The 19,617-nt window shown below is 35.4% G+C and carries 15 protein-coding genes and 1 pseudogene; 11 read left to right on the forward strand and 5 right to left on the reverse strand.

Annotated elements, in window-relative coordinates; genetic code table 11:
- Window positions 1-758: 758 nt before the first annotated feature.
- Window positions 759-2,105, reverse strand: a complete 1,347-nt coding sequence (locus F6K18_RS33620) for a hypothetical protein (protein ID WP_287527381.1) — start codon at window positions 2,103-2,105, stop codon at window positions 759-761.
- Window positions 2,106-2,913: 808 nt separating this feature from the next.
- On the opposite strand from F6K18_RS33620, the gene F6K18_RS33625 reads away from it, so the two are divergent.
- Together F6K18_RS33625 and F6K18_RS33630 are read left to right on the forward strand one after the other, a co-directional pair.
- Window positions 2,914-3,222, forward strand: a complete 309-nt coding sequence (locus F6K18_RS33625) for a hypothetical protein (protein ID WP_287527383.1) — start codon at window positions 2,914-2,916, stop codon at window positions 3,220-3,222.
- A gap of 175 nt (window positions 3,223-3,397) precedes the next feature.
- Complete coding sequence (locus F6K18_RS33630; RefSeq protein ID WP_375341370.1) at window positions 3,398-3,667, forward strand: acyl carrier protein phosphodiesterase; 270 nt, start codon at window positions 3,398-3,400, stop codon at window positions 3,665-3,667.
- A gap of 969 nt (window positions 3,668-4,636) precedes the next feature.
- Here F6K18_RS33630 and F6K18_RS33635 read toward each other — a convergent pair.
- Window positions 4,637-5,641, reverse strand: a complete 1,005-nt coding sequence (locus tag F6K18_RS33635; protein WP_287527386.1) for a LysR family transcriptional regulator — start codon at window positions 5,639-5,641, stop codon at window positions 4,637-4,639.
- 604 nt (window positions 5,642-6,245) lie between these two features.
- Here F6K18_RS33635 and F6K18_RS33640 point away from each other — a divergent pair.
- The 5 genes from F6K18_RS33640 to F6K18_RS33660 all read left to right on the forward strand — a co-directional run bounded on the left by F6K18_RS33640 (window position 6,246) and on the right by F6K18_RS33660 (window position 10,157).
- Window positions 6,246-6,959 carry an NnrU family protein gene (locus tag F6K18_RS33640; RefSeq protein WP_287527389.1) on the forward strand — a complete coding sequence of 238 codons (714 nt, stop codon included), beginning with the start codon at window positions 6,246-6,248 and terminating at the stop codon, window positions 6,957-6,959.
- A 47-nt stretch (window positions 6,960-7,006) separates the two neighbouring features.
- Complete coding sequence (locus F6K18_RS33645; RefSeq protein WP_124146988.1) at window positions 7,007-7,378, forward strand: co-chaperone YbbN; 372 nt, start codon at window positions 7,007-7,009, stop codon at window positions 7,376-7,378.
- A 161-nt stretch (window positions 7,379-7,539) separates the two neighbouring features.
- Window positions 7,540-7,893, forward strand: a complete 354-nt coding sequence (locus tag F6K18_RS33650; protein WP_161564682.1) for a macro domain-containing protein — start codon at window positions 7,540-7,542, stop codon at window positions 7,891-7,893.
- A 51-nt stretch (window positions 7,894-7,944) separates the two neighbouring features.
- A complete protein-coding gene (gene mddA, locus F6K18_RS33655; RefSeq protein WP_287527392.1) occupies window positions 7,945-8,700 on the forward strand; it encodes a methanethiol S-methyltransferase in 756 nt (251 codons plus the stop codon).
- A gap of 263 nt (window positions 8,701-8,963) precedes the next feature.
- Window positions 8,964-10,157, forward strand: a complete 1,194-nt coding sequence (locus F6K18_RS33660; RefSeq protein WP_287527393.1) for a class I SAM-dependent methyltransferase — start codon at window positions 8,964-8,966, stop codon at window positions 10,155-10,157.
- Window positions 10,158-10,606: 449 nt separating this feature from the next.
- Here F6K18_RS33660 and F6K18_RS33665 read toward each other — a convergent pair whose 3' ends face one another.
- A complete protein-coding gene (locus F6K18_RS33665; RefSeq protein WP_287527405.1) occupies window positions 10,607-11,374 on the reverse strand; it encodes a restriction endonuclease PLD domain-containing protein in 768 nt (255 codons plus the stop codon).
- Window positions 11,375-11,415: 41 nt separating this feature from the next.
- Window positions 11,416-12,036: a DNA (cytosine-5-)-methyltransferase gene (locus F6K18_RS33670; RefSeq protein ID WP_287527395.1), complete on the reverse strand. Its 621-nt coding sequence runs from the start codon at window positions 12,034-12,036 to the stop codon at window positions 11,416-11,418.
- A 235-nt stretch (window positions 12,037-12,271) separates the two neighbouring features.
- Here F6K18_RS33670 and F6K18_RS33675 point away from each other — a divergent pair, with 235 nt between their 5' ends.
- The 3 genes and pseudogenes from F6K18_RS33675 to F6K18_RS33685 form a co-directional block, all read left to right on the forward strand.
- Window positions 12,272-15,196, forward strand: a complete 2,925-nt coding sequence (locus tag F6K18_RS33675) for a calcium-translocating P-type ATPase, PMCA-type (protein ID WP_287527398.1) — start codon at window positions 12,272-12,274, stop codon at window positions 15,194-15,196.
- A gap of 513 nt (window positions 15,197-15,709) precedes the next feature.
- Entirely contained in the window at window positions 15,710-15,895 is a 186-nt protein-coding gene (locus tag F6K18_RS33680; RefSeq protein WP_287527400.1) for a hypothetical protein, read from the forward strand.
- Window positions 15,896-15,985: 90 nt separating this feature from the next.
- Window positions 15,986-16,351: pseudogene (locus tag F6K18_RS33685) on the forward strand (DUF3479 domain-containing protein); the annotation flags it as partial.
- A gap of 118 nt (window positions 16,352-16,469) precedes the next feature.
- On the opposite strand, the gene F6K18_RS33690 reads toward F6K18_RS33685, so the two are convergent.
- Window positions 16,470-18,773 (reverse strand): hypothetical protein, encoded by a 2,304-nt coding sequence (locus F6K18_RS33690; RefSeq protein WP_287527401.1) that lies wholly within the window; start codon window positions 18,771-18,773, stop codon window positions 16,470-16,472.
- Window positions 18,774-18,923: 150 nt separating this feature from the next.
- Here F6K18_RS33690 and F6K18_RS33695 point away from each other — a divergent pair, with 150 nt between their 5' ends.
- Entirely contained in the window at window positions 18,924-19,262 is a 339-nt protein-coding gene (locus F6K18_RS33695) for a nucleotidyltransferase family protein (protein ID WP_287527402.1), read from the forward strand.
- Window positions 19,263-19,617 lie beyond the last annotated feature (355 nt).

Consider the following 19,617-nt stretch of genomic DNA (forward strand, 5'->3'; position numbering starts at 1 on the left):
TTTGGGTGCTAGCGATCGCTTCCAAGTTTAGCTGGACAGAAAAAGCTTGCAACAATTCATCAAATGCCTTACGGTTTAGTCCCGTTAATGCCCTTAAGAGTCGGTCTTCTTTTAGCACTCGATTGATGTCCAGCATTTTTTCTTCTGATCTTTAAAACACTAATCTCTAGTTTACCTTATTAAGCGACAAGTCTATTAACTATAGAAGTTATACTTTAGTTATTCTAGAAAATTTCAAATAAATAAACAGGGGTAGAATTTGAGATTTTTTTTACCGAATAATTAAGGTTGAAAACCTTTTCATATTAAATCCGGTTAAACAGTTATAGATTAGTTAAGTCTTTAGGAGTCAGGAGGAGAGAAAATCACAAAGATTTATTAGTTATGACGATTCGATAATTTTTTTATATCCAATCAAACGTATTTGATATCATTGAAGAAGAAATAAAGAAAAAAATACTTTTCACCAATGCCATTATTTTCAGGAGAGGTAATTATTAGACTTGTCGCTTTATAACTATAAAAAACTGCTAAACCCTTATCATGTAAGGATTTTAGCAATTTCCAGTGCAAAACGTATGAAATTACTACTGTGTCTTAATTTGAGCGATTTTTTCTATCTATTTAGCGACAACTCTATTAATTATTAATTGTTGAAGATTCACTTAAACTGGCTACATCTTCTATCAAGTTAGTTATTTTTTTGTCAACTCAATCTAACTAAATATCAATTTTTTTTTATTTAAAGTAGAACGAATTTATTGTATCAATTTTTCTTGATCTTTTTGATTATTCAATATTTGCATTTGCAATTCAGAAATATCTGTATTTTTTTCCTCAAACTTTTCTTGATAGTTATTGACTATATTTTTATCTTGATACAGATTTTCTTGAGAAATATCAGTAATTTTGCTACCTTGTGTAACAGCAGAGGAATTTACTGCTGCTCGATCCAAGTTTGGTTGTTGAATTAATTTTTCTAACTCATCTAATGTTATCTCAGAACGTTGATTATTTTCTACTAGAGACTGAGCGGTTTGCTTACCAGTTTCAGCTAAATTGTTAAGTTCAGAAATTTTCCTCATTAAGTTATTAGCTACTAAATTCATTTGACGACCTGCTTGTGAAGTTTCATTCACCAATTTTCCAATCTCGTTAGTAATATGACTGAAACCACTAAGTTGAGAATTTGAATGACCAGCAACAATAGCAGCTTGTATTGCCAAATGTTTTGCTTGCTTACTAATTGTTTCAATTTGATGGGATGCAGAGTTAATTAGTTTGAGTTCATTGGTGAACAAGTGACCAATATTGACAATTTCATTCATATTTTTGTTAATTTTTTGTACTCCTTCAAATGTTGCATAAAATGCTTTTTTTCCTTCCTGAGAAATAAAACCAGTAATTTCTTTCAGTCTGCGGTTAAGGTTATGAATTTGTTGTGATTGACTAATTAAGTCATTTTGCTGTATTTCTAATAACTTGTGTCTAGCTAAAATTTCTTGTTTTTGCGTTTGTAATTCTGCCGTATGTTGTTGGAGTTTTTGCTGTTTATGTTTGAGCTGAATCAAATAATTTTTAGCAGAACTTTTCTGGCGAGATAACTCATTATTGACTTCTCTAAGTAGATGAGATTGAGCCAGGATTAAAGTTTGAAAATTAAGTAAAAAATAAATATAACAATTAGGATTTTTTTTGTTTACGAATTGAATTACTAGTGGTTCATATACAGTTTCTTCAGAACGGTTTAGTGCTATTTGTACAGCTAAATTAATTTTTTCTTCAGAAAGTAATACCAAACAGTTATCTAAATATTTAGTTGGAGTAGCTTTTAAAAAATATTGAATAGGACGTTTGATAAATAGTTCTCTTCCATAACGAGAACTCATTTGTTCATGAAAGTAGCGTCGAGAAATCATGCCAAAAAACTTTTCATCGGAAGCAACTATAACTCCAGATAAGTCAGGTTGTTGATTAAACTGATATTCAACTAATTCTAGGGAAGTCATCGGACTTACTTGAAAATCAGTCAGTGGTAATTCTCTGAGGGTAGATTCAGAATTTAGCTTCGGTAGATTAATAATAGATTCTAGAGTGTTTGCCATGCTACAAAATCCACTTAATTTATGAAAGAGCTTCGGAAAAATCTAGGGTAGTTTAATCATCATAATTTTGATTTATTGTATAAGCTGTTAGCTAATAACGTCAATCGTCATTTCTAACTTATTTCAATAGATATTGGTTTTTGTATAAATTATCCTGAGCAGTTTAACTTTGCTTTAACATAGATATGATTGGAAGTATTTCAAAATTTAATCATAAAATCTAGGCAATAGACTTCTCCAAAAATCAAAAATCAAAGCAATTCTTATTTATAAATTGTCAATTATTTATTCCTGTTATCTGTTTCCTCTTTCTTAGTTGATAGAGATTTCTAATATTAATTAATATTGATATTTATACACTCTTGATGTACAGGATTTGTCAAAAACAAAAAATAGATAATAAAGTCTGAAGCTCCTATTACTGTGATCTATTCTTGAATTCCAATAAAGATTTTATATAAAATCAAAATATATAGTAGTTGAAGGAAAGGTTATATGAAAGATAAAAAAGAATGCTACGAATAATTTAGCTAGTTAAAAAACTTTACCCAGAAATATTGATTTGACTAAAAACAGAGTTTGAGTCTAATAAATGATATGTAGGCTATTCCTACTTAGGACTGAGGACTGACTCCTTGAAACAGCCGTGCGTATTTGTAGCAAAAATTTTGGTATTTCATATTAGGACATATCAAAAGCTTAAAACTTAGACAACGCCAGATTTTTTCTTCTTCCTTATTACTTTTTCTTTCTTCCTTCTGCTATAACTGCTATGTACTTTACTTGAAAATGATATAACTATCTACTTATGAACTATCTAGCTCATTTATTTTTAGCGAAAAATACTCCCGAATCACAAATAGGAAATTTATTAGGTGATTTTGTCAAAGGGTATCTAGAACAATATGAAACTATTTATAGCCATGAAATTATTCAAGGAATCAAAACTCATCGTCAAGTTGATTGCTTTACTGATACTCATCCAATATATTTGAGAAGTAAAAATCGTATTAGTAATAGTCATAGACGTTTAGCAGGAATAATTATTGATATTTGTTATGACCATTTTTTAGCCAATCACTGGAACTTATTTGCCGATGAAAACTTAGATGTATAGCGCTGTGCGCAGGCAACAGGCAACAGGCAACAGGCAACAGGCAACCCACCCCTAACCCCTCCCAAGAGGGGAATAAAAAAACGATAATATAAGATTTTTAGCTATTTGGCCACTCCTGCAATTTGTAAATATACCAGCGCTCATTGCTATATTTGTGCAAAAAATATATATTATTTTGCAAAAAAATCAGGAAATTTTACCTGATAGATTACAAAAAATATTACCGAAAATTATATCTGAAAATTGGCTTAGTTCCTACAAAAACTTATCAGGGATTAACTTAAGTTTTGTCCGTTTATCTAAACGTTTGAAGAGAGAAAATAATCTTGCTACTGCTGGAAATGAACTGATTAAAAATTATACTGAAATTGAGTCTGATTTTTTGAATTTTTTTCCAGAAGTTATTAATTATGTCAAAAATTTGTCTAATATCAAATCCGGTTGAACAGCTTCACTATCAATTTATAGAATCCATGTTTGTATCTTGACCTTGATTATCATTTTTAGGCATTTTCTCGTCTCCGATCTTAGAGCTTATTTGTAAACTGAGCTGAATTCCATTTCTAGCATGGGTTTTTCAAAAGTTATGCCCTTGGGGCTTAGATAGTGTCAAACCCTTACAATGTAAAGTATTTATCCTCTTAATATTTACTTTATATAGCGTTTCCCAAGGTCGTGAGGTACAGTTATCTTTTTGTCTTTTTATTCCCTGTTCCCTGTTCCCTGTTCCCTGTTCCCTCAAGCCTCAAATTTTGTACCTCACCAGTATGAGAATTGCTATAAATCAGCTCTAAGAATGTGAAAAAATTGTTATTCTAGCAAACATCAAATATACTCGAGCCAATTAATCTTTATTGCGAGCAAAATTTGCTGAATCTTCTTCTATATTTATTGAGTTTTTCAAATAATAAACTTGGTTAATTTATATTCATTATTAAATTATAAATCTATGAGTATAAACTGAACTTGTTATCTATATTTTTAACCCTGGGTTTAAGATGCCAACTATTCAATTATCAGTTAATTGTTTGTAACTCCAGTTGATAGGAAAAATTGAACTGGAACTCAACTAATACACATTGAGATTCTATATTCCCTCAGACAGTTTTCTCATCTCTGGTGTTCCCTTAACCGCCCATTGAGAGATAAAGTTTAAATGCCGAAACACTTATACCAGTTTGATAAATATTTGCTACAAATTAGGTAGACTATTTCTTAGGAGTTATGAGGACCAAGTCAGAATAAATAGCTTCGATATCATTTTTGAGGTCGGAAATTATCTTTTTAGTCAAAGGGACATCTCCTGCACCTATCTTTACCTATCTTTATAATCACCCAAATTATTCATAATATTATTTTTTGAAAATTTTATTACTGATAATTGATTCAAAAATTCTCCATTAATAGTTGATATTCAAGTTTCACTAACATTATTTGTTACTATCTCTATAGGCTGTATTTCTTTAGATAAAGGTTTAATCTTATCTGGATTAAAATTGAGACTAGAAAACAAAGGTAAAATTTCCTTACTAAAAGCCTCGGCAGCTTTAGAACGGTAACGATTAGGATTATAAATAACCGATAATATTCTATTGACAACTATCTGCTCTATTTTAGCCGTAGTCAAAACCCCAATTTGTAACTCTTTCTCAATAGCTGAAACAGAAACAAAAGCTACTCCTAAACCAGATTGAACAGCATTTTTAATTGCCTCAATTGAATTTAATTCCATCTCCACTTTCAGACGGCGAGTATCAATACCACTACGGGATAATACCTGGTCAATTACCTTACGAATAGTAGATTGAGAATCTAAAGTAATAAAATTTAAATGATACAAATCATCCTTTTGAATAGTCTCCTTTTCTGCCAAAGAATGAGAAACAGGCAAAATTAAAGCCAACTCATCCTCAGCATAAGGTATAACCTCCAAAGACTCTTGTAACTCTGGAGGAACTTCACCCCCAACAATAGCTAAATCTATTTGTCCATTAGCCACACTCCAAGCAGTACGACGAGTAGAATGAACGTGTAACTGCACAGCTACATCAGGATATTTTTGCCTAAACATCCCAATCATTCGGGGTAGTAAATAAGTACCAGTAGTTTGAGAAGCACCAACAATTAAAGTACCACCCTGAAGATTTTGTAAATCCTCAATAGCTCGGCAAGTCTCTTGACACAAAGATAATATCTTCTCACCATAAGTAAGTAGCAAATGACCAGCTTCAGTTAATTGTGCCCGGCGGCCACCCCGGTCGAATAAAGGTACATTCAACTGTCGCTCTAAATTTTGTACCTGTAAACTAACCGCTGGTTGAGAAACAAACAAACTATCGGCAGCTCGTTTAAAACTACCTTCAGCAGCGATCGCCTTGAGAATGCGTAATTGGTCTAGGGTGAAAGGAAGCTCAGACATATTGTTAAAGGAAAAAGAAATTGAGGAAGTTAACGCCCAAAGAGTTAGCAAATGGGCAAATTGCTTAATGGTATTTGATTTGACTCGGTAGGTCTTTCCAGAGCAAGTAGAGAGTGGAAAAGTGTTAACAAGTTTGAATTTACAGTGTTTTTCTGTCTTAAATTGGTTGGCATTTAAGTTACTTATTTGATTAAATCAGGAAGAAATTAAAATTATCAAAATAATTGGGTCGCGTAAACCCGCCTTTTAAGGCGAAATATTTTTGGAGCGAAGCTCAAATCTCCGTTACAAAAATATACTTCTGACTTCTGACTTCGTTAACTCCATGCTCCATATCTTCAATCTTGTTAGTTAATCAAGCTCTGATTGTCCTGTTTAGATTAAACTGAATCAGGGGCAAAAGTCCTGAAGACAGAGGTTAAGAGTTGAAGACCTTTGATTTCCAAATTCCTCAGCTAGGGAATCAATAATTTATTGGGAAAATCAAACTCTACACTCACCGCATTTCCTTCCCCACTCAAGGGGTTGGCATTACGTCCCTTCAGCATACTGCTGGAGGATTCCTCCAAAAGTTAACTTTTATTATCAATGTCCCATAATACCCATGTCTAATGATTGGTTAACCCCTAGCCATTTAATTATGTTGGGGTTACTGCTAAGTTTTGCGATCGCCCATAGTGGTTTGGCAGCCCTCCGACCGTGGGCCGAAACCAGGATTGGCCCTAGACCCTATCGCATCTTATTTGCTCTGGTCAGTCTACCACTAGCAGTAATTCTGATTATTTACTTTTTCAACCACCGTTACGATGGGTTGCAGTTATGGCAACTGCAAGGTGTCCCAATAGTTAAGCCTATAGTCTGGATACTATCAGCAATTTCATTTATTTTTCTCTATCCCTCTACATTCAATCTTTTAGAAATTGCTGCAATTCAAAAACCCCAAGTCCATCTCTATGAAACAGGTATTATTCGGATTACCCGCCATCCTCAAATGGTCGGCCAAGTAATTTGGTGTATTGCCCATACTCTTTGGTTAGGGACAAGTTTTACCTTAGTAACATCTTTTGGCCTCATACTCCATCATTTGTTTGGTGTATGGCATGGGGATCGACGACTTCAACAGCGTTTTGGTGAATCTTTTGAAAAGTTAAAGTTTCGCACATCGGTTATACCTTTTGTCGCTATTATCCAAGGACGTCAAACTCTACAGTTACAGGAGTTTCTCCGATGGGCCTATGTCGGAATAGCTGTTTTTATCTTATTACTTTGGCAAGCTCATCCACTACTAATCCGTGCAACTGGGAGCGTAGACTGGTAGCATGATCCCAGGATATAAAAAATTTAATTAACTCAGATCGAGAAGCCATGCTTTTGTCAATTAACGAAAAAACTTTTAAAAAAGAGGTGTTAGATGCCTCTAACCCGGTTTTAGTAAATTTTTGGGCACCGTGGTGTGGCCTATGTAAAATGATTGTCCCCCAATTAATTCAATTTCAGTCTGAATGGAATGGCCACTTAAAGCTGGTGGGGGTGAATGCTGACGAAAGTTTAAAGCTTGCTAGTAAATATCAACTCAGAACTTTGCCTACCCTGATTTTATTTGAAAATGGCCAAGTAGTGAATCGAGTGGATCATTTCCAGGTACGGGAAGATTTTTTACGGACATTAGATACTTTTATGACCAGTTACCAAAAAACTTGTCTAACTCGACTTTTGGAACCTCAGTTAATGGGATGAAGAAGGTGTTAGGTAATTAATAATTAATAATTAATAATTAATAATTAATAATTAATAATTGCTTGCACCAGTTTCTTATACCTAGCATTTTTGGAGTTTAGGGAAGATCAAACGCTAATTGTACTATTGCTGAGTCTTAAATAAAGAGGTTAAAACTAGAATTGAAGGGAATAATAATAATAATTTCCTTTGGAGCTAGTTTTAGCCTCTTTCAGTTTTTACAACCAGTTGCAGCTAGATGGCGAGCTGGAGTTTTCGGAGAGAAGAATACACTGATGAGATGTTATGAAAATAGTTTAGCTTTAGCAGAAAAATATGCTATAAAAACAATTGCTTTTCCTGCTATTGCTACTGGTGGTTTATTTTTTCCGGTGGAAGTAGCAGCAAGAATAGCTATAACTGAAGTTATGCAATTTTTATTGGAAAGTAAATCTATTGAAAAGGTTGTTCTTGTTTGTTTTAAGACTAAAGTATATGAAAAATACTTAGAAGTTTTTCGTGAAATACTAGAGTAAAAAATAATTTCATTTATTTCTATAAAGTAATGGATATTTTATCAGAGAAATATGAGTAGAATACTAGCATTTATCTATGGTGTAGTTTGTTATTTAATCTCAATGATAACTATTCTGTACAGCATTGGTTTTGTCGGCAACTTAATAGTACCAAAAACACTAGATTCCGATTTTGATGGTTCTCTGATTAACGGGATATTAATTGATATTTTATTACTCGGTTTGTTTGCTATTCAACATAGTCTTATGGCACGTCAAAGTTTCAAGAAATGGTGGACGAAAATTATTCCACATCCGATTGAACGTAGCACTTATGTTTTAATGGCAAGTCTGGCATTATTACTGTTATTTTGGCAATGGCATTCTCTTGGTGGAATTATTTGGAATATACAAAGTCCGATTGCTTCTAATATTATTTATGGCATTTTTGCTTTGGGGTGGTTAATTGTTTTCCTCAGCACTTTTATGATTAACCATTTTGATTTATTTGGGTTGCGACAAGTATATTTATATTTGCGCAGTCAGGAATATGAATATTTAGGATTTAGAACTCCAGGGTTTTACAAATATATTCGCCACCCGATTATGTTGGGTTTTGTTATTGCTTTTTGGGCAGCTCCAACTATGACATTTTCTCATTTGATTTTTGCCTTGGGTACAACAATTTATATGTTAGTGGGAATTAAATTAGAAGAAGTAGACATGATTTCTATTTATGGGAATTTATATCAGGAATATCGGCAGCAAGTTTCTATGTTAATTCCTATGCCAAGGATAAAATTAACTGAGGAGAAGGTTCAGGAATAATTTTGAAGAAGGAAGAAGGAGGAAGGAAGAAGGAAGAAGGGAAAGATGATATAGCCTATTTCATATTAGTAAGGTACATTAAGGGTATTTCATATTAGTAAGGCACATCAGTCTTATAAGGTATGGAACCATTAGAGTAGCTCTTGAGATTACGGAACTGGCAAAAAAAATCCTTAACTGAATTGTATTGTACTATAGACTTATCTACTTTTTTTGTTACTTCTTACTTCTTCCTTCTTACTTCTTCCTTCTTCCTTAAATTTATGAATCAACCACAATTAACTATCAATAACAGTAACGAAAATTTGTGCAAAATTATCCATCAAAGCATTTATGAATCTCCAAAAAAACGGATTACTTTTGCCCAATATATGGATTTAGTTTTGTACCATCCCCAATATGGTTATTATGCAAGTCATCCTGTGAATATTGGTAAACAAGGAGATTTTTTAACATCTTCTCATTGGAGTGCAGATTTTGGAGAATTATTGGCAGAACAATTGATGCAAATGTGGAATATTCTCAATCAACCTCATAATTTTACTCTTGTAGAAATGGGTGCTGGTCAGGGAATTTTAGCAGAGCAAGTTTTAGAATATTTAAAGCAAAAGCATTTAGATTTTTTCCAAACAATAAAATATCTGATTATCGAAAAATCAGAAGTTTTAAAAGAAGAACAAAAAGAAAGGTTACACTCATATAAAGTGAGGTGGTGTGATTGGGATGAAATTTCTCAGAGTTCAATTACAGGGTGTTTATTTTCTAATGAATTAGTGGATGCTTTTCCAGTACATAAAATTATTATAGAAAATCGGGAAATTCGAGAAGTTTATGTAAGCTCTGACTCTGATGGAAAGTTTATAGAAATAAGTGGTGAAACTTCTACTCCTAGAATTGCTGAATATTTTAATTTAGTGGGTATAGATTTATTTGCATTTCCAGATGTGGAAGGTTATCAAACTGAGGTGAATTTACAAGCTTTAGATTGGATAAACACTGTTGCCTCTAAGCTACAAAAGGGATATTTGTTAACTATTGATTATGGTTATCAAGCACCACGTTATTATAATCCTACTCGCAGACAAGGAACTCTACAATGTTATTATGAACATCATCGAAATAATGACTTATATTGGAATATTGGGCGACAAGATATTACGGCTCATGTGGATTTTACCGCATTGGAAAAACAGGGAATTTTATCAGGATTGGAAAATCTAGGTTTTACTCAACAGGCTTTATTTTTAATGGCGTTAGGTTTAGGAGATAGATTAAATGAATTATCAAATAATCAAGGGTTTTCTATTCAGGAAGTTTTGCGACGTAGGGAAGTATTACATTCATTAATAGACCCAATGGGGTTGGGAAATTTTGGAGTTTTAGTACAGGGTAAAGGTTTGAGTGAGGAAGAAAAAAAACAGACTTTGAAGGGTTTAAGTATGCCAGTGATGAAATAAGTTTAGACCTAAAATGAATTGGGTTTTATTATTAGTGTGTCAAATAAATATTAAACCGTAGGGTGCAAATTTGTTACATAAGGCAGTATCCCATAGCAGGTGGTGCGTGAGAGTAAAACCGACCATTATTCCAGAAGTGGTATAGCGCTGTGCGCAGGCAACAGCTCATCTGGCAACAGGCAACAGGGGGAATAAAAAACCTATAATATAAGACTTTTAGCTATTGGGCAGTTCTTGTAATTTGTAAATATGCCAGCGCACATTGCTATAATACCAATTACTATGCATTAATGCTTAATTTAGGTAGCACTTCAATTATTAAGTAATTAACACAAGTCCAATTACCTTTTTGATAATTAGCACCCTAGTTAGGATTAATTATTATTATACTTACTTCTCTCTATCGGACGTTGTATACTCCCCTGCTCCCCTGCTCTATAAAATATTATTTAAAACTCTAAGTAGTAATCATAATTAGATAATTTATACATCCGAATGTAGTTTTTTCCATATTCTTCTAATGTCTGACTTGTGACTGGTTCAAATAATTCTAAAACTCCTTTTTGTTGTAGTTTACCTTTTATCCAATGACCTAAAATTTTTAAGTCATCTCTTGACCTAAAATTTTTATGATAATCGCCTTGAGTACGACAAGGAAATACTAAATCATCATCAGTGTAGGCGATAAAATCACCTTTGGGATAAATAGGATTTTTAGTTGTAGCTACATCTACTATAATTTCTACTTCAAACCAGTCTCTAGGAATCACAATACCTGTTTTTCTATTCCATCTTCCTTTGCCAAAAAAAGCATTTAAGTTTGACCGTTGTTGCCGATCGACTCTAGCCAAAGATATATCCAAATAAGGAATTGTAGAATTAATAATTGGTTTAGTTTCTACTTTCAGAAAGTTAATCTTTTTTCGGTTAGCTTTGACAGATTTAACAATCGGAAATGATTCACACTTGTCAAAATTTACCGATATATTATCAGTAAGTAGCCAATTAATATAGGCTTCTGTTTGATTGATAGTAGGGAGGTCTGTAATTTTACAAGTAAATTCTAAATTCTCAAATAATCCTCTTTTAGAAAAATTTGAAGACCCTGCAAAGTAAAGCAATTCATTTTGATATTTTATTCTATAAATATTGCCGTGAAATGGTGGTGGATTCCAGACAAATCTAACACCTCCACATTCAGGATTTGCAGATAATATAAAACTATTTAATTCACCTAATTTATTATAGGTATGCCGACTTAATCCTTACTAGCAGTTTTATAAGGATATTTACGACCAAGACCATATTCTGGCTGAGGATGAATAAAATTAAAACCTATATCCATTCTAATCCCTACTAAAATTACTCTTTCCCGAAACTGAGGTACTCCGTAATCAGCAAATTTGTATAATTTAGGCTGTACTAAATAACCTGGAGATATACTTTCAAAATCTGATATTATCCGTTGAATTGCTTGATATTTATTCGCACTTAATAAACCTTTGACATTTTCTGCTATAAATGCCTTTGGTTGTTTCTGTTTAACAAATTCTAAGAAGTAGGTATATAAATTGCCTCTCGTACCCTCTAAACCAGGACGTTTCCAGATAATTGAAAAATCTTGACAAGGAAACCCTCCCGTAATTAAATCTGCCTCTGGAACTGCATTAATATCTATATTTTCAATTTGATTATGCTCAACAACATCAGCAATATTTCTTTTAAAAGTTTGACAAGCATAAAAATTAGAATCAATTGCCCAAACAACCTCAAATCCTGCGTAATGAAATGGTAAATCCATTCCTCCACAACCTGAAAATAAAGAAATAAGTTTTGGTGGTGTTTTCCAATTTGTTTTATTGAGGCTTTCAATCAACATTTTATAAAACAAAATCAGCGGTATTTTTTACATCTAAAATGTAGCATAATTTGACGATAAATTAAATATTTTGATGAAAAAAAACATAAAAAAAACAAGTAGTTTTCCTAATTATAAACACTTCTAGACAAAATTACGAATTTAAGATATATTAATAAAGTTAAGACATCAAACAATAAAATACTAAAATTATAACGAGACTAACCAAAGTAAACTTTGGCAAGGAGATTAATTAATGAAAACTACTCAAGAACCACGGCAAAAACAAAGTCGCTATAAAGGACTCACACAGGCTGAAGTTGAAGCAAGTAGGCAAAAATATGGGTCTAATTTATTAACGCCACCCAAGCGATCGCCATGGTGGAAATTATGGTTAGAAAAGTTCGACGACCCAGTAATTAGGATTCTAATAATCGCCGCCGTTATTGCCATTACTGTTGGGATTTTTGAAGGTAATTATGTAGAAGGCTTAGGCATTATTGCTGCCATAATTTTGGCTACCTCTGTTGCTTTTTTAAATGAATATAAAGCTAGTAAAGAATTCGATATTCTCAATCAAGTAAGTGATGAAATTCCCATCGCAGTAATTAGGGATAATAAAGTTACAACAGCTCCGAAAAAAGATTTAGTAGTAGGCGATATTGTACTGATAGAAACAGGAGATGAAATACCAGCAGATGGTCAAGTATTAGAAGCAGTTTCCTTAGAAGTTAATGAAGCTAGTTTAACGGGAGAAGCAATACCTGTTCCCAAAATAGCGGATGTAAACTTATCTTCTAATGGTAATAGTGGTTGCGCTTATCCGCCAAACAAAGTATTGCGAGATACTGTAGTCAATGATGGGCATGGAGTAATCGAAATCACAGCGGTTGGGGATGAGACAGAAATTGGCAAAACTGCTAGATGCGTTCTAGATATTACAGATGTGGAAACGCCTCTAAATCTACAACTCGAACGTCTTAGTAATCTAATTGGTATTCTCGGTTTAGTCATAGCAGTGTTAATTGATATCGCTTTAGTAGCACGGGGTATCTTGACCGGAGAACTCAATCTAACCTCTGGACAATGGTACATTATCAGTATCCTGACCGTTAGCTTAACTGTTGCTCTGACTAGAGTCTGGTTGCCAATAATCGTAGATGGATTGGAATCCGTAGGCCAAGAAATTGAACTACCAGAGTCGCTGGAAAATGATAGCGGGATAGCATGGGTAAAAAATATTTTGCTCGCTCTGGCAATATCTGGCATCGGTATCGGGGTAGGTTACTATTTAGAATTGGTTCCTACTTCTCCCACTGACTGGATATCAGCAGATGTCGCTGTTAAATTCCTCACCTACTTTATGATTGCAGTTGCGGTCATTGTGGTGGCAGTACCCGAAGGACTAGCACTGAGTGTTACTCTCAGTCTAGCTTACAGTATGCAGAAAATGACTCAACAAAATAATCTAGTGCGCCGGATGCACGCTTGCGAAACCATCGGTGCGACAACAATTATTTGTTCTGATAAAACAGGTACTTTGACCGAAAATAAAATGCAGGTGAGTGATGTAAATTTTCCTAGCTTAGACGACAAGACTATCAACCCTGACAACGTTATAGTAGAAGCAATTTGTAGCAATAGTACAGCTAACTTAGAATACAAAAAAGGTGAAGAATCTATTCCTCTAGGAGACCATACAGAGGGTGCTTTGCTATTGTGGTTGGAGGAAAATAATATTGAGTACATTGATAAACGAGATGATTTTGATATTGTCAGTCAGTTAACTTTTTCAGCAGACAGAAAGTACATGGCAACTATGGGAAATTCCTCCATAACAGGGGACAAAATACTCCATATTAAAGGTGCGCCAGAATTACTGCTCGCAAGTTGTCATCAAATTCTGACTGCGGAGGGTGTTAAACCTTTTGCAGATTCTACAAGAGAGTCTATTGCCACAGAGTTAAATCAGTATGAAACTATTGGTAGACGGACTTTAGGATTTGCCTATATTCGAGACCCCCAAGACTATCAACAAGGAAAAGAACTCGAACAATATCACGATTTGATTTGGTTGGGTTTTGTAGCGATCGCTGATCCAGTGCGAGAAGAGGTGCCAAATGCAGTGAAAATCTGTCAAAAAGCTGGTGTAAAAGTCAAGATGATTACTGGGGATAGTCGTCTGACTGCTGTAGAAATAGCTCGCGAAATTGGTATTATCAGTCAGGACGATCCTAATGATTATTGTATTACTGGTGGTAAACTACGTTCTCTGGATGATGAAGCAGTTTTAGCAGTGCTGAAAAAAGTCAAAGTGATTGCTAGAGCGCGTCCCCAGGATAAACAACGTATTGTACAGTTATTACAAACTAGCGGGGAAGTTGTGGCAGTTACGGGTGATGGTACTAATGATGCACCTGCTTTGAATCAAGCGCAGGTAGGTTTGTCGATGGGTAGCGGTACTTCTGTTGCTAAAGAAGCAAGCGATATCATTATTTTGAACGACTCTTTTGCCAGTATCGAAAATGCTGTGATGTGGGGGCGATCGCTTTACCAAAATATTCAAAAGTTTATTCTATTTCAGTTAACAATAAATGTTGCTGCTTGTGGGATAGCTTTATTGGGTCCGTTTATTGGGATTAATTTGCCGTTTACGGTAACTCAATTATTGTGGGTGAATTTGATTATGGATACTTTTGCTGCTTTAGCTTTAGCAACGGAACCCCCTAATCCAAAAGTGATGGAAAATACACCTAGAAATTCCCAAGATTTTATTATTTCCAAACCAATGATGGTGAGTATTTTTTCAGTAGCTGCAGTATTCCTGGTATTTTTCGTTGCTTTCTTACTTTATATCCAGAAAGATAGAGTAGTAACTCCCTATGAATTATCTCTATTTTTCACCACATTTGTGATGTTGCAATTTTGGAATATGTTTAATGCCAAATGTTTTGGTTTAAAAGAATCTGCATTTTCTAATATTAGTAAAAATGGCAGTTTTGTGGCGATCGCTGCATTTATTTTTGTAGGGCAAATTTTGATGGTGCAATTTGGCGGTGCTGTATTTAGGACGGTTCCTTTATCTTTAAGAGATTGGTTGGTAATTGTTGGTGGTACTTCTATTGTGTTGTGGGTTGGAGAAATTTGGCGGATGATTCAGATGCGGTTTAGGGTTTCTTAAAAAGTTGTAGGGTGGGTAGATATTTGCTCGCCCTAGAGACTTAGGTGGTAGGTTTCAACAATTAATAATTAATAATTAATAATTAATAATTACCTCTCCTTGAAAAGAAGAGGATTGACTAATTATGAAAATTTTTTCTTCTCTTGGTCGATTGGAGGCCAGCGAGGAGACCCGAAGAGTGACAGAGCCGCTCCGAAGTACGCCATCCCACCCTACGGGAAGCTGCGAAGATCGACCGCTTGTTTCTCCTTTAAAGGAGAGGATTTTTACCTTAATTATTCGGTAAATTCAGGATCGCTTCAATAGAACATTTTTATTAGACTTGTCGCTTAATAGAGGGAAAAAGCCGTCAGGCTATATGGCCATTCGCCCCTACAATTCTTTAATACTGAATAACATCGATGCTACAGGATTTGATATTACTATTAGCTAGGATTTAGTTAATATTTTAGGGATCGCTTCTACTAACTCTATACTTTACCTTATAGAACCCCTGATCATATCTTCATAAATATGCGCGTTTTTTTAGCCTTGAGTCAGGAGAGAGGAGACAGGAGACAGGAGGTAAGAGGGAAGAGGGAAGAGGGAAAAAGGAAAAGGGAAGATGTGGGGAGAAATAATACAAAAAATTCAACACTTCAGAGCAGATTTTTCCTCAAAATTGATGCGCGAAAAGACTTGACTACCATAATTATATAGATCTCAAATTGGTTCTATAAAGTCACAAGTCTAATAATTAGTCTTTTTTCGTTACCCTAATAGTATAGTAACTTTTATTAAAATTAGGCCATGAAACGCATTGTCTTAATCGCTGGTTTTGAATCTTTTAACGCAGGTTTATACCGTCAAGCAGCTCAACTGGCAAATTCCCAATGTCCAGATTTAGATATCCAAGTATTTAGCGATCGCGCTCTTTCCCAACAACCAGAAACTGTTGCGACTTCTCTGGAAAATGCTGATGTGTTTTTCGGCAGTCTGCTTTTCGATTACGATCAAGTTTTATGGTTGCGCAAAAGAGTACAACATATTCCCATCCGTCTCGTTTTTGAGTCAGCACTGGAATTGATGGCATTAACACAATTGGGAAAATTTATTATTGGCGACCAACCGAAAGGAATGCCAAAACCAGTCAAATTTATTCTCAGCAAATTTTCCAAGAGTAGTTAGTGTAGGTTGGGTTGCTGCGATTTCTTGGGACAAAGAAGCCAAGATTGCAACATCACCCTTTAACCAATGGTTAAAAACTCATAACTTATCGATACTTTCTCTAATTTTATTCATAGGGGCTAGATTCTACACTATTGATCCAATCCTGATGCCCCTCTAGGGTTTTCAGCAGTGTACCGTCTAGTTTCCAGAGTTTGACTGTGCCGTCATAACTAGCAGTAGCAATTAACTCTCCATCGGGATTAAATTCTGCACTGATGACCCAATCCTGATGCCCTTCTAGAGTTTTCAGCAGTGTACCGTCTGGTTTCCACAGTTTGACTGTCTTGTCTCCACTTGCAGTAGCAATCAATTCTCCATCGGAGCTAAAGACTACATTCCAGACCGAAGCTTGATGCCCTTCTAGAGTTGTCACCACTGTACCGTCTGGTTTCCACAGTTTAACTGTGCCGTCATAACTAGCAATAGCAATCAATTCTCCATCGGGACTAAATTCTACACTGATGACCCAATCCTGATGCCCTTCTAGAGTTTTCAGCAGTGTACCGTCTGGTTTCCACAGTTTGACTATCTGGTCTTCACTTACAGTAGCAATCAACTCTCCATCGGGGCTAAAGGCTACATTCGTGACCCCATCATCATGCACTTCTAGGGTGTTCACCAGAGCGCCGTCTGGTTTCCACAGTTTGACTGTGCCGTCATAACTAGCAGTAGCAATCAATTCTCCATCGGGGCTAAAAGCTACAGCATTGATCGAACCTTGATGCCCTTCTAGATTTGTCAGCAGTGTACCATCTGGTTTCCACAGTTTGACTGTGCCGTCATAACTAACAGTAGCAATTAACTCTCCATTAGGACTAAATTCTGCACGGATGACCCCATGTTCCAGTCCTTCTAGAGTTGTCAGCAGTGTACCATCTGGTTTCCACAATTTCACTGTCTTGTCAGCACTAGCAGTAGCAATTAACTCTCCATCTGGGCTAAAGACTACATTACTGACCCCACCATCGTGCCCTTCTAGGGTGTTCACCAGTGTACCATTTGGTTTCCACAATTTCACTGTCTTATCATTACTAGCAGTAGCAATTAACTCTCCATCTGGGCTAAATTCTGCACTGTTAATTCCACGATCGTACTCTTCTAGGGTGTTCACCAGAGTGCCGTCTGGTTTCCACAGTTCGACTCTGGTGCCAATTGAAGAAGCAATCAATTTTCCATCGGGGCTAAAAGCTACAGCATTGAAATATGAACCAAAGAATCCATCCGCCCAAAACGAATGATGCCCTTCTAAGGTGTTCACCAGAGTACCGTCTGGTTTCCACAGTTCGACTCTGGTGCCAATTGAAGAAGCAATCAATTCTCCATCGGGGCTAAAGGCTATAGCTAGCCAACCCATCTCCTCTAGGTTGTTGACTAGAGTGCCGTCTGTTTTCCACAGTTTTGTTGTGCCACCATAATCAACAACAGAAGCAATCAAGTTTCCATCAGGGCTAAAGGCTACAGCTATGACTTGAGAATGATGCTCTTCTAGGGTTGCCACCAGGGTACCATCTGGTTTCCACAGTTTCACTTCTCTGTCAACTCCAGTAGCAATCAATTCTCCATCGGGGCTAAAGGCTATAGCACCGATCGAAGCCTGCTCTTCTAGGGTGTTCACGAGAGTGCCGTCTGGTTTCCACAGTTTGACTGTCTTGTCAGCACTAGCAGTAGCAATCAATTCTCCATCAGGGCTAAGGGCTACATCCCTGACCACATCCTGATGCGCTTCTAAGGTGTTCACCAAAGTGCCGTCTAGTTTCCACAGTTTGACTGTCTTGTCAGCACTAGCAGTAGCAATCAATTCTCCATCAGGGCTAAAGGCCACATCCCAGACCTCGTCTTGATGCCCTTCTAAGGTGTTCACCAGAGTGCCATCTGGTTTCCACAGTTTGACTTTGGTGCCAATTGAAGAAGCAATCAATTTTCCATCAGGGCTAAAAGCTACAGCATTGACCTGATTCGGGGGATACTTTCTCATGCGGTAAATGTGCCGTAAGTAGCTATTCTGGGGATGCCTTACCATCAGGTTAGACTCCCGCCATTCGGTCATTTTTGCCAATATTCCTGTTGTTTTAAAGAGAATATCAGGTTTGAGTTGGCCAATATTTGGCAATTCCTCTAATTTTTCCCCACATTTGATGGCATCTAACTGTGTCTCTAACCTTTGCTCAAAGAGAGTTTCTAAGTTAGCAATGTTAGGTTTGATCTCAGCATTGTTCTCACCAAGAATAGTCCTAAGTCTTTGAATCTCTGTTAACATACCTGCCCCAGAAACTATAACCAAGGTTGCCCCCATCACTAAAAGGGTTATTTGCTGTCGGTGCTGTTGTTGTTTTTGTTTGCTAGCATCAAATTTTATAATTTTGTTCATAATCAATTTTTTAATTTTAGGATTTAGAAATTTACTTCTGAAACACTTGATTGTGACAATTGTCTTTCTACATATATCAACCATATATATAAAGTGTTAAATATAACTTAAATATTATAATCATAAAATATGATCTACTTAGAGATATATATGCTACTAAAATTAAATCCTCAATTACAAAAGCGTTTGGGCATATCAACACAAGAAATTGCTCAATTTTGCCAATGTTGGAATATTACTGAAATGGCTTTGTTTGGGTCAGTTTTAAGCGATCGCTTTCACGCCGACAGTGATATTGATATTCTCATTCGCTTTGCACCCAATGTTCGCCAGGGATTATTAACTCTTGCTAAAATTAAACATGAATTAGAATCAAGTATGGGGCGTGAAGTGGATATTGCGGTAAAAGAATCTATTGAAAATAGTGAAAATTGGATTCGCCACCAGGAAATTCTCAAGACAGCGCAGGTAATTTATGAGCAAAGATAAAACATCACTTCATTCATTTTCTACAATTGTCAGCAGAATATTTGTATCTCATAGATAAGTCATAATATCTCATCTTCCCTTGTATAGAACCCATTTGAGATCTATATAATTATGGTAGTCAAGTCTTTTCGCGCATCAATTTTGAGGAAAAATCATCAGCAAGGAGTTGAATTTTTTGTATTATCTCTGCCCACATCTTCCCTCTTCCCTCTTCCCTCTTCCCTCTTCCCTAATTATTAATTATTAATTATTAAATAATTCGCGCCTTGAAGCCTCCCCTTTTAAGGGGAAAAAAAGAAATAATATCTCCTTATATTCAATTCCGTAGCGGTTTTAACCAGAGGTAATTATCAAT

The organism is Okeania sp. SIO2C2 (assembly GCF_010692625.1).
GTDB classification, from domain to species: Bacteria; Cyanobacteriota; Cyanobacteriia; order Cyanobacteriales; family Microcoleaceae; genus Okeania; species Okeania hirsuta.

Excerpts from the sequence above, each read along its gene's own strand:
- F6K18_RS33620 (WP_287527381.1), bottom strand. The coding sequence starts at position 2,105 with ATGGCAAACACTCTAGAATCTATTATTAATCTACCGAAGCTAAATTCT.
- F6K18_RS33625 (WP_287527383.1), top strand. The coding sequence starts at position 2,914 with ATGAACTATCTAGCTCATTTATTTTTAGCGAAAAATACTCCCGAATCA.
- F6K18_RS33635 (WP_287527386.1), bottom strand. The coding sequence starts at position 5,641 with ATGTCTGAGCTTCCTTTCACCCTAGACCAATTACGCATTCTCAAGGCG.
- F6K18_RS33640 (WP_287527389.1), top strand. The coding sequence starts at position 6,246 with ATGTCTAATGATTGGTTAACCCCTAGCCATTTAATTATGTTGGGGTTA.
- F6K18_RS33645 (WP_124146988.1), top strand. The coding sequence starts at position 7,007 with ATGCTTTTGTCAATTAACGAAAAAACTTTTAAAAAAGAGGTGTTAGAT.
- mddA (WP_287527392.1), top strand. The coding sequence starts at position 7,945 with ATGAGTAGAATACTAGCATTTATCTATGGTGTAGTTTGTTATTTAATC.
- F6K18_RS33660 (WP_287527393.1), top strand. The coding sequence starts at position 8,964 with ATGAATCAACCACAATTAACTATCAATAACAGTAACGAAAATTTGTGC.
- F6K18_RS33670 (WP_287527395.1), bottom strand. The coding sequence starts at position 12,036 with ATGTTGATTGAAAGCCTCAATAAAACAAATTGGAAAACACCACCAAAA.
- F6K18_RS33675 (WP_287527398.1), top strand. The coding sequence starts at position 12,272 with ATGAAAACTACTCAAGAACCACGGCAAAAACAAAGTCGCTATAAAGGA.
- F6K18_RS33680 (WP_287527400.1), top strand. The coding sequence starts at position 15,710 with ATGCGCGTTTTTTTAGCCTTGAGTCAGGAGAGAGGAGACAGGAGACAG.
- F6K18_RS33690 (WP_287527401.1), bottom strand. The coding sequence starts at position 18,773 with ATGAACAAAATTATAAAATTTGATGCTAGCAAACAAAAACAACAACAG.
- F6K18_RS33695 (WP_287527402.1), top strand. The coding sequence starts at position 18,924 with ATGCTACTAAAATTAAATCCTCAATTACAAAAGCGTTTGGGCATATCA.